The following is a 16,028-nucleotide window of genomic DNA, read 5'->3' on the forward strand; positions in this document are numbered from 1 at the left end:
ATGAAATCATTATATAAAATCCTGTTTCTTTTCTTGGCTGTTGCTGTTGCCAGTGGCTGTAAGAAAGATTTTGAAGAGAATTTTAAAAATCCCAATCAGGCCGAACACGTACCACCAAATTTGTTACTCAACGGCATCCTTTACGATATGTACGAGGCACCATTCTCGAGCACGGAAAGATGGGACCAGTATACCGCAGCCAATTACTATTATTATGCCACCAATAATTACGATTGGACCGGCGCTTCTCTAGATTATGCCACCTTAAAAAATGTGGTAAAAATGGAAGAAGAGGCCAACCGCCTAGGCGGTGCGGTAACTAAACCTTATCTGGCCCTGGCTAAATTTTTTAAGGCCTACTTTTTTGTGAAGATGAGCTTAAAAGTTGGCGATTTGCCCATGAACGATGCGTTAAAAGGTTTCTCTAACCTTACACCAAAATACGATACCCAAAAAGATATCTTCAGGCAATCGTTAACCTGGCTGGAAGAGGCCAATAATGACCTCACAAGCCTAATCGCAGCAGGAAACAACGAATTGAAAGGCGATATTTACCTTAAAAACGACCTTGCTGCCTGGCAAAAAGTTGTAAATACCTTCCGTTTAAGAACCCTGATCCAGTTAAGCAACCGGGTTGATGATGCCGATTTACAGGTAAAGCAACAGTTTGCATCTATAGTAGCCAATGCTGCAAAATACCCGCTAATGAGCAGCATGGCTGATAATTTACAGTTTGTATACAACGAAAGCTTTAACAAATACCCTAATAATAAAGATAATTTTGGTAATGATGCCCTTCGCTATAACATGGCAGGCACCTATTTGAATACGCTTTCGGTCTATAAAGATCCGCGTGCTTATATGGTTGCAGAGCCTGCAAGGGGTATTGCCGAGGCTAATGGTTATGCCATTACCGATTACCGCAACTTTGTTGGTGCAAATTCTGGCGAAGACCAGGGCGTAATGCTGGATAAAGTACAGAAAGGCCTGTACTCACTTATTGGCCGTTATAGATATTATAGTGGCTACACCGCAGAAAATACGTTTATTATTGCTTATCCCGAGTTGTGTTTCATCATGGCTGAAGGTATAAACAGGGGCTGGACTACAGGTGATGCCGAAAGCTGGTACAAAAAAGGAATTCAGGCTTCTATTGCTTTTTATGGCATTCATGATGGCAATAACGTAGTAACTTTCCTTAAAAAGGATGGCAAGCTTGGTGAATTTGAAAACTACAACGTTAATTTCACTTTCGAAACCGATTATTATGCGCAACCTGTTATTAAATATGCAGGTAATAACACAGATGGTTTAAAGCAGATTTTAACCCAAAAATACCTTGCCTATTTTCGTAATTCGGGATTTGAAGCCTATTATCAATACCGCCGCACTGGAATTCCTCAGTTTCTAACCGGATCTGGAACGGGTAATAGCGGCAGGATTCCCAAACGGTTTCAGTATCCTGATATTGAAAGAACAACCAATGGCGAAAACCTTAAGCAGGCATTGATGCGCCAATTTGGTGGAATTGATGATATTAACCAGGCTCCATGGATTGTTAAATAGCTTAAACACAAGCGCTCTTGTAAAAAAGGGCAGATTACCTTTTCCGGGTAGTTTGCCCTTTTTTGTTTTTCCCAGCAGGATAATCTCTTTTTATTTTCCCAGTTTTTTTATCATTTCTGCCGAATTTTTGTTCATTGGATTTAAATCAAGCGATTTTTGATAGTTGGTAAGCGCCAGTGCCGCTTCCCCTTTACTATAGAAACATTCTCCTATCAACTCATAACCATAAGATAAATCCTCTTTACGGGCTTGCAGTGCTACAGCAGTATTAAATAGCAGAATGGCCTCGTCGATTTTTTTTCTGCGCTGAAGATATTTGCCTGTACTGATCAGGTCTCCAATTTCAAAGCTAAAATCAAATTGTTCCTGGGCTTCATTCTTCAGTTTTCTGTAGTAAGACATTCCAGAGGCTGTATCTGTAAGCATCCTGTCGCGGATGGCAAGGTAAAGTGATTTTTTGGGGATGGCGAAATTCTGTCTTTCGAGCGCCTGTACTATAGCTGTCTTCAATGGCCATACTTTCATTTGCTGATTGTTGGTCATCATGACGATAACGATGCTATCCTTCACATTACTATAATAAGCTGCTTCATAATTGCTGTTAGAGCCCTGATGCTGATGCCACAATAACGTATCGTTCCTGAATTCGGAGGTTCCGAGGCTGCTCTCTCCACCCGGAAACGCTTTAGAAAGTTCGCGAAAGGATGAGGGGCTGATAATTTTATTATTGTCCAATGCGGCAATCCATTTATACAGGTCGTTTATAGGTAATCTTACCCAACCTTTTGTTTGTTGTTCATAAACGGTAGTCTTACCTTGTTCATCAAAAGCATGAGCCATACCTTTTGCATCCACCGGATAGTCGACCAAAGAGAAGCGCATACCTGCAGGTTTGAAAAGGTATTTTTCCAGGAATTTTGCATAACTCAATCCGCTCACTTTTTCAATGATCTTTCGTTGAAGCGATACGTTAACGGCATTATAGATATATAAACTACCCGGTGTACTCTTAAGTGATTTCATCCGGAGTAAACTCTGGTAGATTAAGCTATCGTTACCATCTCCGGCCGGCCCGAAAACCGGTATGCCACTGGTGTAGTTAATGAGATGCCTGATTCTAACCTCATTGGCCCAGCTTGGAAACTCAGGGAAATATTTTGAGAGTTTATCATCAAGCGAAAGTTTTCCTTTTTCGTTCAATAACATAATGGCTACCCCATTGAATTCTTTACTCACAGATCCAATGTCAAATCGTAAGTCCTTTTTCATAGGCAGGCTTTTGGCACCATCTGCGAAACCGAAGGATTGCTCATAAATCACCTTTCCTTGCTTGGCGACTAAAATATTCCCATTAAAAATACCCCTTTGGTAGGCCACTTTCATAATGGAATCGATAGGCTTGTTTACGTTAACTTGTGAATACCCAAAGGCAGTGACTAAGAAAAAAACTAGGGAAATGATCAATTTCTTCATGGCATAATTTTTCTATAGGACGCACAAAGATCCTTTTTGTTGCATCCATCTTAGGCCATCATTTCTGAAGCACGCACAAGCAAGTCATCAATATTAAAGGGTTTATGCATAAAGCCATCTGCTCCGCACTCCCTGGCCAAAATATCCCCGTTTGATTCTGCAGATATCAGCAAGATGGGGGTTTTATCCTCTGGATATTGCAATTTGAACAGGCGGCACAACTCGTTGCCATTATATTTAGAACCTACAAGCCTGATATCCGTTATAATTAACTGAAAGTTTTGTTCACTCATGTACACGGGATCAGGCGCAATGGTAAGTAGGGTAGTACGGTAATCGGCCAACTCGAAGATGATTCCAAACAGTTCACTAATTTCCTGATCATCCTCTATGATGAGTACATGTTTTTCCATCGCTTTTCGATTTTAATTGATTCCAATACGGTCAAAGCGATCGATTAGTGAAGGCGATAAGAGTATCTCGGGTTATAAACGCTAAACTCCCCGGATAGTTTTAATGAATTTAATAGGTTGAATATTTGTCAATAAATTTGGGATTTCGGCTATGAGCGTTCTTTGTCGCTTTGCTGAATTAGCACTCCGATTTGATAGATATAGATAACATTCTTTATCAGGCTATCTATTCATATATTTTACATAATTTGATCTTGCATTATTAAGTTCATTACTGTGGCGGGCAATCCAAAACCAAAGCGGGGTAACCTGAACCAATAGATCCCGGCCTAGAGGTGTTAATTCATATTCAACCCTTGGTGGTACTTCAGGATAAATACTTCTGACAACTAATCCGTCCCTTTCCAGTTCACGCAGGCATTTGCTCAACATCCGTTGGCTGATTCCATTAATATGGTTTTCCAGATTCGAAAAGCGCATTCTACCGTCTATTCCTAAAGCGTGGATTACAAAAAGTGACCATTTATTGCCAACATGATTCAAAATGTCACGCTTGAGATCATCCTGGTCTTTGTTCAGTACCTTGCAAATATCATCCCAGGCTTTTATAATTTCTTCATCTGTCATAAGTCTTTCAATATAGTATATTTTAAAGAACATTTTGGCAGTTTAAAGATAGATTTTTTTAAATGAGAAAACTTTTATAAAAGAAAATTTTGTAATGTATAGATGATCTAAAGTGATAAAAATTTCAGCTTCTTTAAAATTAATGTAACTAAAAATCAAAAAACTAACATCGGTGTAAGTAGCTCACAACGAAGTACCTTATTGGTTCTGTTAGCCGAATAAAATAACTTTGCTCAAGAAAAGGAACTCGTTGTATCCGTTTAGATAAGCATTCCTAAGCTTAATTTTTTTAAAATGAATAATACATCAATTTTAATTTTAGGAGCAGGTGAATTAGGTATGCCTGTTATCCAAAATATAGCAAAAAAAGCTAAAAACTACAACAATGTAACAGTTACGGTTTTGCTGAGAGAAACAACAATCAACACTGAAGATACCAATAAGAAAAAGAATATTATGGAGCTCAAGGAATGGGGGGTAGAGTTACTTCCGGGTGACCTTTCTGCTCTGTCTTCTGAACTTATCGCTATTTTCAAAAACTACGACACCATCATTTCATGTACAGGTTATGGAAGTGGTGCAGGAGGTTTTCAACTAAAGTTGGCTAATGCCGTACTCAATGCCGGTGTTAAAAGATATTTTCCATGGCAGTTCGGAGTTGACTTTGAAGTGATAGGACGCGGCAGTGCGCAGGATCTTTTTGACGAACAGCTTGATGTACGTGAGCTGCTAAGATCACAAAGTGCTACAAAATGGGTAATTATTTCCACAGGTATGTTTACCAGCTATCTTTTTGAACCTTTCTTTGGCATTTTAGATTTAAAGAATAAGTCAATCAATGCCATTGGTGGATGGGATACAGCGGTTACCTTGACCACGCCTGATGATATTGGCAGACTAACCGCTGAGATATTTTTTACAGAACCACCTATCGAAAACGAGATCGTATACATTGCTGGCGATACGATCACCTATGGACAGTTAGCCGATATTGCCGAATTATTATCAGGTCAAAAGTATAACCGTACGCTTTCTGATATGACAGAGATCACTAATGATCTTAAAAATGATCCTACCAATTTTGTTAAAAAGTACCGTTCAATATTCGGAGCAGGAAGAGGTGTTTCCTGGCCATTGGAGAAAACTTTTAATTTTCAAAACGGTATTCAAACAACTTCTGCAGCTCAGTGGGCAAAAGATAATATTGACTGGAAATCTTTTAATAAATAGCAACCGGTTTCTTATAATGTATGGTGATGGAAGTAAGTTTAAAGTTCAAGTTATTTTCCTACCCATGCTGCGGTTCTAGCCCTTGTTTTTTTGATCACCAGAAATACTTTTGTTGTTATTGGAGCCAGAAAAATAACTCATTCGTTGTAAGGATAACGCCAACTGCATAAGCAATATTGCGTTTTGAAAAATATAGTTAAAAAACGTTGATTTCGTGGTTTTTAGCTTATATTTTTGGATTTGTCCCTTAAAAAAAAGACATAGAGGGGCAATATTTCTACCAGATAAAACAAGAAAAATATGGGCAATTACGTAATTGGTTTTGAGGAAATCGATAAGTCAGACATTTTAAAAGTTGGAGGCAAAGGTGCCAATTTAGGTGCACTGTCGAAAATTGAAGGTATAGTGGTGCCTGGTGGTTTTTGCATCAGCACTGAAGCCTACAGAAAGCTTGTAGAAAACCATCCGGAAATTAAGGTTTTACTGGATCAGCTGACAAATCTTAAGGCTGAAAACCGCGTGGCGATTACCGGAATAGGTTCAAAAATCCGGTCTGCCCTTGAAAATCTGCCTATCCCCCTGGAGATTACCCGCGAAATTGAAATTTACCTTGACCACTATAATGAAAATGAGCCGTTTGCGGTAAGATCAAGCGCTACAGCAGAAGATTTGCCTACTGCATCCTTTGCAGGTCAGCAGGATACTTATTTGAATATCCTGGGCAAAGAGGCAATTTTGAGGCATATCAGCAAATGCTGGGCCTCTTTATTTACCGATCGTGCCATCACTTACCGCATTCAAAATGGCTTTGATCATCATAAGGTTCAACTTTCGGTCGTTGTACAAAAAATGATTTTCGCCGAAGCGGCAGGAGTGATGTTTACAGCCAACCCCATAACCGGTAACCGCAAAGTGCTATCCATTGATGCCGGTTTTGGCTTAGGTGAAGCCATGGTTTCGGGTTTGGTTAACGCAGATAACTATCAGGTTTGCGACGGTAAGATTGCGGATAAGAAAATACCGGCCAAGAAACTGGCTATTTGGTCCCTGAAAGGTGGAGGGACAAAAGTACAGGAACTGCCCTCGGAGCTGCAAGCCCGGCAAGTGCTTAGTGATGAGCAAATTTTACAGCTTGAAGCACTCGGGAGAAAAATTGAAACGCATTTTGGCAGCCCACAGGATATCGAATGGTGCTGGATAAATGATACCTTTTATATTTTGCAAAGCAGGCCGATTACTACCTTATTTCCCGTGCCCGAGGCGGGCGATAACGAAAAACATGTTTATATTTCTGTTGGTCACCAGCAAATGATGACAGACCCGATGAAACCTCTTGGATTATCTTTATGGCAATTAAGAGCTGCCAGGCCGATGTATAAAGCGGGTGGAAGATTATTTGTAGATGTAATCGATAGCCTGGCCACCGCTACAGGAAGAAAAAATTTACTGGAAGCCATGGAACAGCACGATCCGCTGATCAAAGATGCATTGGTTACCATAATCGAAAGAGAAGATTTTATAAAATCACTACCGGATGATGGGGCAGGCGTTTTAATTGCTAAAAGCACCAAAGGTTTATCGTCTGCTGAAATTTTGAAACAGGCGGGAAGCACCCCTGCAATTGTTTTTGAGCTGATTAAACAGAGCGAAGAATCAATAGAAATATTAAAACGGAATATCCAAACGAAATCAGGACCGGAACTATTTGATTTTATTCTGGAAGACATTGAGTTATCAAAAAAAATGGCGTTTGATTCGGAACACATTAAGGTAATCATCGCAGCGATGAATGCTGCATCATGGATCAATGAAAAAATGGATAAATGGTTAGGTGAAAAAAACGTATCCGATATACTTTCACAATCCGTATCGAATAATATCACATCCGAAATGGGACTGGCACTACTGGATGTGGCTGATGCGATCCGGCCTTTCCCTGAAATTATCAATTATTTACAGGAGGTTAAAGACGATCGGTTTTTAGAGGAGTTACCCCGGTTTAATGGCGGAACCATGGTTAAAGAGGCCATTGAAGACTACCTGAACAAATATGGCATGCGCTGTGCAGGCGAAATTGATATTACCAATACCCGCTGGGGAGAAAAACCATCGATTTTGATTCCGCTCATACTCAGCAATATCAAAAACTTTGAACCTTATGCCGGTAAACAGAAGTTCGACCGGGGAAGGGCAGAGGCGTTAAAAAAAGAAAAAGAATTATTGAATAAGCTCGCGCTTTTACCTGAAGCCGAACAAAAAATCGGAGAAACAAAAGAGATAATCAGCCTGCTCCGCAATTTTGCAGGTTATCGCGAATACCCTAAGTATGCGATTGTTAGCCGCTTTTACGTGTATAAACAAGCCTTGATAAAAGAAGCCGAAAAATTATTAGAAGCTGGGGTAATTGATGAAAAAGAAACGGTTTATTACCTCACATTTAATGAACTAAAGCAATTAGTGGTCACACATAAATCCGATAAAAAGCTTATTGCTCAGCGAAAAGAAGAACATCGTTTGTATGAAAAGCTTAATCCACCTCGTGTAATCACCTCTGATGGTGAAATTATCTCAGGCAGGTATCACCATCAAAACCTTCCGGAGGGAGCTATTGTTGGTTTAGCGGTTTCATCGGGGGTGATAGAAGGGCGGGCACGTGTAATTTTAAATATAGAAAGTGCTGATCTCGAAGATGGAGATATATTGGTAACTACTTTTACCGATCCCAGCTGGACCCCATTGTTTGTGTCTGTTAAAGGCCTGATTACTGAAGTTGGCGGCCTGATGACCCACGGAGCCGTTATTGCACGAGAATACGGTTTGCCGGCAGTTGTAGGTGTAGAAAATGCTACTAAACTCATCAAAGACGGGCAGCGCATCAGGGTGAATGGAACAGATGGATATGTAGAGATATTGAAAAGTTAAATTAATCAAACCGACAGTTTAAAAATGAATTGAGTCGGATTCCGGTGCCGGAGGTTACAAGTTAAAGCGTATCCAATAACCCACAGTTTTATACGCTTTGCTCTTCTCTCCGTGCGCCCTTTGCGATAAAAACCTTTTATTTGTATCACGATTAATACCAATTTTTTGCTAAAACAGCAGTATTTTTATCGCAAGATTAACTAACATGATGAATAAATATTGGCTTACTGTAACGGCTTGTACTTTGGCCATTGCAGCAAATGCTCAGCAAAAAGCTTTAACCGTTAACGATTATGAAAGAGCGGAAAGTTTTATGAGCTATAACACCACAAAGTATGTAGATCATGCCAACGTGCAACCCAATTGGCTTGATGACGATAAATTTTGGTATAGCACTAAAACCAATGGCACCGAACAGACTTTCCTGGTCGATCCTGAAAAAAAAACCAAAACACCCACTACTGATTTTAAAACTGGCGAAATGCCATCGCGACGTATGGGTGGCCGTAATGAGGTGTTATCGCCTGATGGTAAAAAAGCCATTTTAATTAAAGATTATAATCTTTTTGTGCGAGATGTGGCTTCTAATAAATTAACGCAGCTCACTACCGATGGTATTAAAGATTATGGTTATGCTACCGATAACGCAGGCTGGACACACAGTGATGCCCCAGTTTTACGTTGGTCGCCCGATTCAAAAAAGATCGCTACCTTTCAGCAGGATCAAAGAAATTCAAAAGACATGTACCTGGTAACCACTAATGTAGGGGCGCCGGTATTAAAAGCATGGAAATACCCTTTACCCGGTGATAAACAGATCGCGACCATCAGAAGGGTAATCATTGATGTTGAAAATCCAAAGGTAATTTCCCTTAACATTCCTGCCGACCCGCACCGTGCAACACTAAGCGACGATATATCAAGCAGTGGTACGTTTGATGATATTGATTGGAAAGCCGATGGCTCGGAAGTAGCCTTTCTATCCACCTCACGCGATCATAAAAACGAAAAATTCCGTATTGCCAACGCCACAACCGGTGCTGTGAGGGAAGTTTTCGAAGAAACCGTAAAAACACAATATGAATCGGGCCAGGGTGCCATTAACTGGCGTTACCTTCCTGCCTCAAAAGAAATTATCTGGTATTCGGAAAGAGATAACTGGGGGCATTTGTACCTATACGATTCCGGTAATGGAAAATTGAAAAACCAGATTACCAAAGGCGATTTTGTGGTTACTCGCCTGGTTAAAGTTGACGAAAAAGCACGTACACTTTATTTCTTTGCCAATGGCCGCGAAAAAGGTAACCCTTATTTCAGTTACCTGTATAAAATTGGTTTTGATGGAAAAAACTTAACCCTTTTAACACCGGAAACCGGTAATCACCAGGTCGTATTTTCTCCATCTTTCAAATATTTTGTAGACAGCTACTCGCAGCCAGACGTCCCTCCGGTTACCGTATTAAGAAGCATCGACGGAAAACTGGTTAATACTTTAGAAAAAACCGATGTTTCCAGGTTAGCTGCTACCGGTTGGAAAGCACCAACTCCGGTTTCGGTTAAAGCCAAAGATGGTAAAACCGATATCTACGGCCTGGTTTTTACGCCAACAAAAATGGATGCCAGCCGGAAATATCCCGTTATTGATTATATTTATCCTGGGCCTCAGGGCGGTAGCGTAGGCAGTTGGTCTTTTGCTGCTTCTCGTGGCGACAACCAGGCCCTGGCTGAGCTGGGCTTTATCGTGGTGGTAATAGAGGGAACGAGTAATCCCGACCGCTCTAAAAGTTTCCATGATATGAGTTATGGTAATATGGCTGAGAATACTTTGCCTGATCAGATTGCAGCCATCAGACAGCTTTCGGCAAAATATCCTATCGATACGACAAAAGTAGGCATCTGGGGGCATTCAGGTGGTGGTTTTGCCACTGCTGCAGCAATGTTCCGATATCCCGATTTCTTTAAAGTAGGTATTTCAGAATCGGGAAACCACGACAACAGGAACTACGAGGACGATTGGGGCGAACGCTATAACGGCCTGGTAGAAAATTCAGATTACGAAGCCCAGGCAAATCAAAATTATGCCAAAAATTTAAAAGGCAAGCTGATGCTGGTTCATGGATTGATGGATGATAACGTGCCGCCATACAATACGCTGTTGGTAGTAGAGGCGCTTGAAAAAGCAAACAAATCATTCGACCTGGTTATTTTTCCAAACAGCGCCCATGGGTATGGCACTTATTCGCCTTATATGATGCGCCGCCGCTGGGATTACTTTGTTCAAAACCTTTTGGGGGCAGAAGCTCCTAAAGATTACCAGATGAAAGGGCCATTGGCAAGATAATTTTTTAGCTATAGTATTTTTTGATTGAACCCCAAAGTTGTAAAAAGCTTTTGGGGTTTATTATTTATATCAAAGTTGCTGCAATTTTTTATATCCTTTCCGGAGGTTCAAAGAAAAGGAATCAATTAATTTATATGACCAAAAAGTTAATTTGTACTTTAAAAAGCTTTTTCTAATCTGTTTATTGCTTTGATTACTATCGTGCTAAACCGTCTTTATCATCAGCTTATATTGGGCAACCAAATCCTTTATAACATGTCATCGCAATAAATTATGTTACTTTTTATGGTTTTATATAATTTATAAGTTATCTTCATGTTATAAAATGGATAAGAAGTGTAAACTTAACCGTTCAACACCGACACTTAATCATTACATTAACCAAATACTAAACTAAATAACAATAACTCAGGTGCCTTATTTATAGGGTTCAAGTTTATTGTAGCTAAAATTATGAGACAAGTGAAACTTTTCATCGTTTTATCTCGCCTGTTTTCTCCCGGACGGTCACTACCTATTGCAAATAATTTTTCAAATCAAGTAAATAATCTGTGCGATGGTCAAAATACCCTAACCATATACCGATCGCTTTTAGATGGGGGTAAATATGAGTTAAAAAATGTCCAGTCATTTTTTAACATAAATTCCGGGAACGATCCCGGGGATTCGAATTGCTCCATCTGTGCAAAGCGTGAACAATATCATCAATTAATATAACCTAAAAAAGCAAACCATGAAACACACACCGCCTTAAAATCAGAAAGAACTAAATCGTTTAAACGTTCCTATTTTCTAACCAACTAATTAAATCAATTATGAACATGACTTTACCAGGCAATTCGTCTGTTTTATTTCTAAAACAGAAATTGTATTCATTAAAGAAAATGATGGGCATGAGCCTCCTGATGCTCCTATTGAGCACGGCAGCTATAGCCCAAATCACCGTAAAAGGTATAATATACGATAGCGATAAAACGCCTTTAGCAGGTGCAACTGTACAGGTAACCGGTACAAATACAAGAACCCAAAGCGATGCTGGAGGTAAATATCAGATTACTGCTCCCGGAACGGCGCAGCTAACCGTAAGTTTTGTGGGCTACGAATCACAAACGGTAAATATTAATAATCAAACCCTGCTGAATATTACTTTAAGTTCGCTGAATAATTTAGAGGCTGTTGTGGTGGTTGGTTATGCATCTGTAAGAAAAAATGATTTAACGGGTGCTGCAACAACCGTGTCAGCCAAAGATTTTAATAAAGGCCCGTTAAATGCCCCTGATCAGCTGATACAAGGCAAGGTTGCAGGCGTGCAGATGATCAATAACAGTGGCCAGCCAGGTGGAGCATCTACTGTTCGTATTAGGGGGAACTCAGCCATTACCGGAACCGGACAACCCCTTTACGTGGTAGATGGGGTAGCACTTGACGGACGTTCGGCAAGGCCATCAGCCAGTGCAGGTATCGGTACCGCGCCAGATGGTAACCCTTTAAACTTTATCAACCCGGCAGATATCGAATCCATGGAGATATTAAAAGATGCATCGGCTACGGCAATTTATGGCTCGCGTGCTGCATACGGTGTGGTTTTGATTACCACTAAAAGAGGGAAATCAGGAGAAACCAAAATTGATGTAAGCGCCTCTGCTGGTATAAGCAATATTGCCAGAAAAGTTGATGTGTTAACGGGCGATGAGTACCGTGCAGCATTATCGAAATACAATCTTACCGCAGGTAATTTCGGTACTAGTGTTGATGCATTGGACGCGATTACCAGAACGGCCTATAATCAGAATTACTCTGTTGGTATAAGTGGTGGCACTAATGGTAACACCTTCCGCGTTTCACTCGGTTATCAGGACCAGCAGGGGATTATCAAGACAACCGATTTTAAAAAATACAGCGCGGGATTTAACGGCAATTTCAAATTCCTCGAGAGCAAAAAGCTTGGTTTGGATGTTAATATGATCAGCAATCAATACCTCGAAAGTGTAGCGCCCATTACCACTGATGCAGGTTTTACCGGAAGTTTGATTTCGCAGGCACTATCCTGGAACCCCACCCAATCCTTTTATAATCCCGATGGAAGTTTATTTATAGATTATGGTTCTACCACGATCAATCCTTTGGCTGCTCTGGCTGCAAATAGCGATAAATCTAAAGTTTCTACCATTTTAGGAAGCGTTTCTCCATATTATAAAATTACGCCCTGGTTAGAATACCGAATGCTGGCCAGCGTAAATTACAGCACGGGTATCAGGAGGGCTTCTACAAGGAGTACCTTAAATCTGCAGGGGATACAGCCCTCAGGCACTTTTCTTGGTGGTTATGCGAGCTATTCCAACAACGAGTTAATTACACAACAGTTTACCAATACCTTAAATTTTAACAAGGAAATTGTAAGCAAACTAAACCTGAACGCCATTTTGGGTTACGAATATTCTAACTTTATCAACAAAGGGGCAACCAATACGGCAACCGGTTTTGGTGATATAGCTGCTGATTATACCGACGCCTTTCAGACCACAGCCCCGGCTAACCGTACATTTTCTACCTTCAACAATCCTACAACACAATTACAGTCGTATTTTGCAAGGGCAATTTTTAATTACGATAACCGGTACATCTTAACCGCAACGTTTAGGGCCGATGGTTCAACCAAGTTTGGTAAATCAAACCGGTATGGTTATTTCCCTTCTTTTGCAGCTGCCTGGGATATCAGAAAAGAAAGTTTCATGTCTGATGTCCAATGGTTGGATCTGTTAAAATTACGTGTGGGTTATGGTAAAACCGGTAACCAGGATTTCCCTTCAGGTTCTGCGCAGCTTCGCTATGATTTTGGAAATGCGAATGGCTTGCCGATTTTAACGCCGATTAACAATGAAAATGCCGATTTAAAATGGCAATCAGACAAACAAGCTAACATAGGTATCGATTTTGGCCTGTTTAAAAACAGGTTAACAGGATCGGTTGATTATTTCAATAAAACAACAAAAGATCTCTTATTCCCACAAATTGCATTTTCTCCGGCAGTTGGGGGCAACGTACCTACGTGGGTAAATTTACCTGGCCAGATCATTAATAAAGGGCTGGAGCTGACCTTAAATGGTATCATTATCGATCAGGATAACCTTACCTGGTCTTTAGGAGGTAATGCTACTTTTATCAACAATAAAGTACAGAACATTAATGGCATTATTAAAACAGGTTCGTTAAACGGACAGGGTTTGAGTGGTGTAACCACTGAGGTGATCCAAAACGGGCTACCGCTTTTTGCCATGGTTACCCGCCAATACAATGGTTTGGATGCCGGTGGATTTTCGAAATATACCGATGATGGTTTTACCGCTTATTATGTCGGCAATCCCAATCCAAAAGTAATTTTGGGTTTAAGTACAAACTTAAGGTATAAGAAGTTCTCATTTACAGCAAATTTTAACGGCTCGTTTGGCCAGGATATCTACAACAATACCGCAAACTCGGTACTTGCAATATCCAACCTGGGCGCCCAGCGCAATATTTCTGCCGCTTTGATCAACTCGCCTATACAAGAGTCGCTTGCTAATCCGATCGCCGCTTCATCGAGGTATATCGAAAAAGGCAATTACCTAAAATTGGCCAATGCCACGCTTAATTATAATATTGGCAACATTGGTAAATCGATTAAGTCGCTAAACGTTTATGTTAACGGGCAAAATCTGTTCGTAATTACAAAATATACTGGCTTTGATCCGGAGGTGAATGTGAACAAAGGAGTGAGCGGTGTTCCATCTGCAGGTATAGATTACACCGCTTACCCAACAGCAAGGACCTTCAATTTTGGTGTTAATTTTTCCCTTTAATCTTTTAATTATAATCACATGAAAAATCAATATATTTTCACTTTTGCTATGGTCGCCCTGAGTTTTTCGGGCTGTACCAAGCTGGATGAAAACCTGAATGGCCAGGTTGGCAGTGGAGCAGTATCGTCAAATAATGTTGCAGGAGTATTGGGTGCTACATATGCAGCAATGATTGGCCCTTATCAGGCGCCATGGAATTGGTCTGCTTTGCAGGAGGTTACATCAGACGAAATTATTGTACCAACGCGCGCAGGCGACTGGGACGATAATGGTGCCTGGCGGGCACTGCACTTACATAAATGGGCACCAGATCATACCCGGATTTCGGATGTTTTTAGGGATTTGAACAGCATTTCTTATGTAGCCACAAGTGTGTTAAATGCCAGCCCGAATGCGGTTCAGGCAGCACAGGCACGCTTCTTACGTGCATTTGCCCAGTTTTCTGTTTTAGATGGCTGGGGCCAGGTTCCGTACAGGGATCCGGGAGAAGGTGTTACCAAACCATCGCGTGTTCGGAATGCTGCCGACGAAATTGCCTACTTAATCAGCGAATTAAATGCCATTATCCCCGATCTGCCCAATGGACCGGCAAACATTGCCAATAAAAATGCGGCCAGAACCCTGTTAATGAAAATTTACCTGAACAAAGGTGCTTTTTTAAACCGCAGCACGCCAACTTTCGACGCTGCTGATATGGCCAAGGTTATTTCACTCGCTGATGAAATAGCCGCTGGTGGTTATGTACTCACGCCAAACTATTTTGATAATTTTGCACCAACAAACGATGTGCTTTCAACTGAAAATATTTTTACCGCACAAAATTTAGGAGGTGTAAGCGGGAGCGATTTAGATGGACAATGGAAATGTACCACACACTATAACCAGGATCCGAGTGGTTACAATGGTTTTTCAACCCTGTCTAACTTCTACGCCAAATTTGAAGCGTCAGATAAAAGAAGAGGAGGATCCTACGCCGGACAAACCAATATCGCCGGGGTTAGGATTGGATTTTTGGTTGGACAGCAGGTAAACCAGAATGGCGTGGCATTAAAAGACCGTAAAGGCAATCCATTGGCTTTCACACCAGAGGTAAGTATTATCGAAAGAGATCCCAACCATTTGGAAGTGGCGGGTATCCGCGTAATTAAATACCCGATTGATTATGCCAACTCCGGATCTAAAAAGCCCGATAACGATTGGGTTTATTTTCGTTATGCCGATGTATTATTGATGAAAGCCGAAGCACAGTTAAGAACCTCGCAACCAGCACAAGCCTTAACTATTGTTAACTCAATCAGGACAGTAAGGGGCGCATCAGTTTTACCAAGCCTTACATTGGATATCCTGCTGGATGAACGCGGCCGTGAGCTGTATTGGGAAAGTTTTAGGAGACAGGACTTAATCCGTTTTGGCAAATTTCTTGCCGCCTGGCAGGAAAAACCTGCAAGCGAAGCTAAATACCTACTTTTCCCTATTCCCGACAATCAATTGGGTAATCCTAATCTGATACAAAATCCTGGATATTAAAATTTAATATTCTTCAACAGAGGCTGTAACCACTGGCATATTTATGATGCCTGTTTTGGGTTCAGCCTCTGTTTTCTTAAATCATGGCTG

9 protein-coding genes are annotated in these 16,028 nt (G+C 40.8%); 6 read left to right on the forward strand and 3 right to left on the reverse strand.

Annotation, left to right across the window (positions count from 1 at the left end):
• Entirely contained in the window at window positions 1-1,566 is a 1,566-nt protein-coding gene (locus tag ACFSR6_RS11710) for a SusD/RagB family nutrient-binding outer membrane lipoprotein (protein WP_379078958.1), read from the forward strand.
• Between the two features lie 90 nt (window positions 1,567-1,656).
• Here the strand turns inward: ACFSR6_RS11710 and ACFSR6_RS11715 are convergent, their stop codons facing one another.
• The 3 genes from ACFSR6_RS11715 to ACFSR6_RS11725 all read right to left on the reverse strand — a co-directional run bounded on the left by ACFSR6_RS11715 (window position 1,657) and on the right by ACFSR6_RS11725 (window position 4,112).
• Window positions 1,657-3,039, reverse strand: a complete 1,383-nt coding sequence (locus ACFSR6_RS11715) for a serine hydrolase (protein WP_379078961.1) — start codon at window positions 3,037-3,039, stop codon at window positions 1,657-1,659.
• Between the two features lie 50 nt (window positions 3,040-3,089).
• Complete coding sequence (locus ACFSR6_RS11720; RefSeq protein WP_379078964.1) at window positions 3,090-3,452, reverse strand: response regulator transcription factor; 363 nt, start codon at window positions 3,450-3,452, stop codon at window positions 3,090-3,092.
• A 222-nt stretch (window positions 3,453-3,674) separates the two neighbouring features.
• Window positions 3,675-4,112, reverse strand: a complete 438-nt coding sequence (locus tag ACFSR6_RS11725; protein WP_379078967.1) for a winged helix-turn-helix transcriptional regulator — start codon at window positions 4,110-4,112, stop codon at window positions 3,675-3,677.
• Window positions 4,113-4,373: 261 nt separating this feature from the next.
• Between ACFSR6_RS11725 and ACFSR6_RS11730 the strand changes: the two genes are divergently transcribed.
• The 5 genes from ACFSR6_RS11730 to ACFSR6_RS11750 all read left to right on the forward strand — a co-directional run bounded on the left by ACFSR6_RS11730 (window position 4,374) and on the right by ACFSR6_RS11750 (window position 15,938).
• Window positions 4,374-5,309, forward strand: a complete 936-nt coding sequence (locus ACFSR6_RS11730; RefSeq protein ID WP_379078970.1) for an aromatic alcohol reductase — start codon at window positions 4,374-4,376, stop codon at window positions 5,307-5,309.
• Between the two features lie 300 nt (window positions 5,310-5,609).
• Complete coding sequence (gene ppsA, locus ACFSR6_RS11735) at window positions 5,610-8,231, forward strand: phosphoenolpyruvate synthase (RefSeq protein ID WP_379078973.1); 2,622 nt, start codon at window positions 5,610-5,612, stop codon at window positions 8,229-8,231.
• A gap of 205 nt (window positions 8,232-8,436) precedes the next feature.
• Complete coding sequence (locus ACFSR6_RS11740) at window positions 8,437-10,572, forward strand: S9 family peptidase (protein ID WP_379078975.1); 2,136 nt, start codon at window positions 8,437-8,439, stop codon at window positions 10,570-10,572.
• An 815-nt stretch (window positions 10,573-11,387) separates the two neighbouring features.
• Entirely contained in the window at window positions 11,388-14,411 is a 3,024-nt protein-coding gene (locus ACFSR6_RS11745) for a SusC/RagA family TonB-linked outer membrane protein (protein WP_379078977.1), read from the forward strand.
• Between the two features lie 18 nt (window positions 14,412-14,429).
• Window positions 14,430-15,938, forward strand: a complete 1,509-nt coding sequence (locus tag ACFSR6_RS11750) for a RagB/SusD family nutrient uptake outer membrane protein (protein WP_379078980.1) — start codon at window positions 14,430-14,432, stop codon at window positions 15,936-15,938.
• Window positions 15,939-16,028: the final 90 nt, after the last annotated feature.

The sequence above is a fragment of the Pedobacter vanadiisoli genome (assembly GCF_042684385.1).
In the GTDB taxonomy this organism is placed as follows: domain Bacteria; phylum Bacteroidota; class Bacteroidia; order Sphingobacteriales; family Sphingobacteriaceae; genus Pedobacter; species Pedobacter vanadiisoli.

Bases quoted from the DNA above. Each gene is read 5' to 3' on its own strand.
- ACFSR6_RS11710 (WP_379078958.1), top strand. From the start codon at position 1: ATGAAATCATTATATAAAATCCTGTTTCTTTTCTTGGCTGTTGCTGTT.
- ACFSR6_RS11715 (WP_379078961.1), bottom strand. From the start codon at position 3,039: ATGAAGAAATTGATCATTTCCCTAGTTTTTTTCTTAGTCACTGCCTTT.
- ACFSR6_RS11720 (WP_379078964.1), bottom strand. From the start codon at position 3,452: ATGGAAAAACATGTACTCATCATAGAGGATGATCAGGAAATTAGTGAA.
- ACFSR6_RS11725 (WP_379078967.1), bottom strand. From the start codon at position 4,112: ATGTTCTTTAAAATATACTATATTGAAAGACTTATGACAGATGAAGAA.
- ACFSR6_RS11730 (WP_379078970.1), top strand. From the start codon at position 4,374: ATGAATAATACATCAATTTTAATTTTAGGAGCAGGTGAATTAGGTATG.
- ppsA (WP_379078973.1), top strand. From the start codon at position 5,610: ATGGGCAATTACGTAATTGGTTTTGAGGAAATCGATAAGTCAGACATT.
- ACFSR6_RS11740 (WP_379078975.1), top strand. From the start codon at position 8,437: ATGATGAATAAATATTGGCTTACTGTAACGGCTTGTACTTTGGCCATT.
- ACFSR6_RS11745 (WP_379078977.1), top strand. From the start codon at position 11,388: ATGAACATGACTTTACCAGGCAATTCGTCTGTTTTATTTCTAAAACAG.
- ACFSR6_RS11750 (WP_379078980.1), top strand. From the start codon at position 14,430: ATGAAAAATCAATATATTTTCACTTTTGCTATGGTCGCCCTGAGTTTT.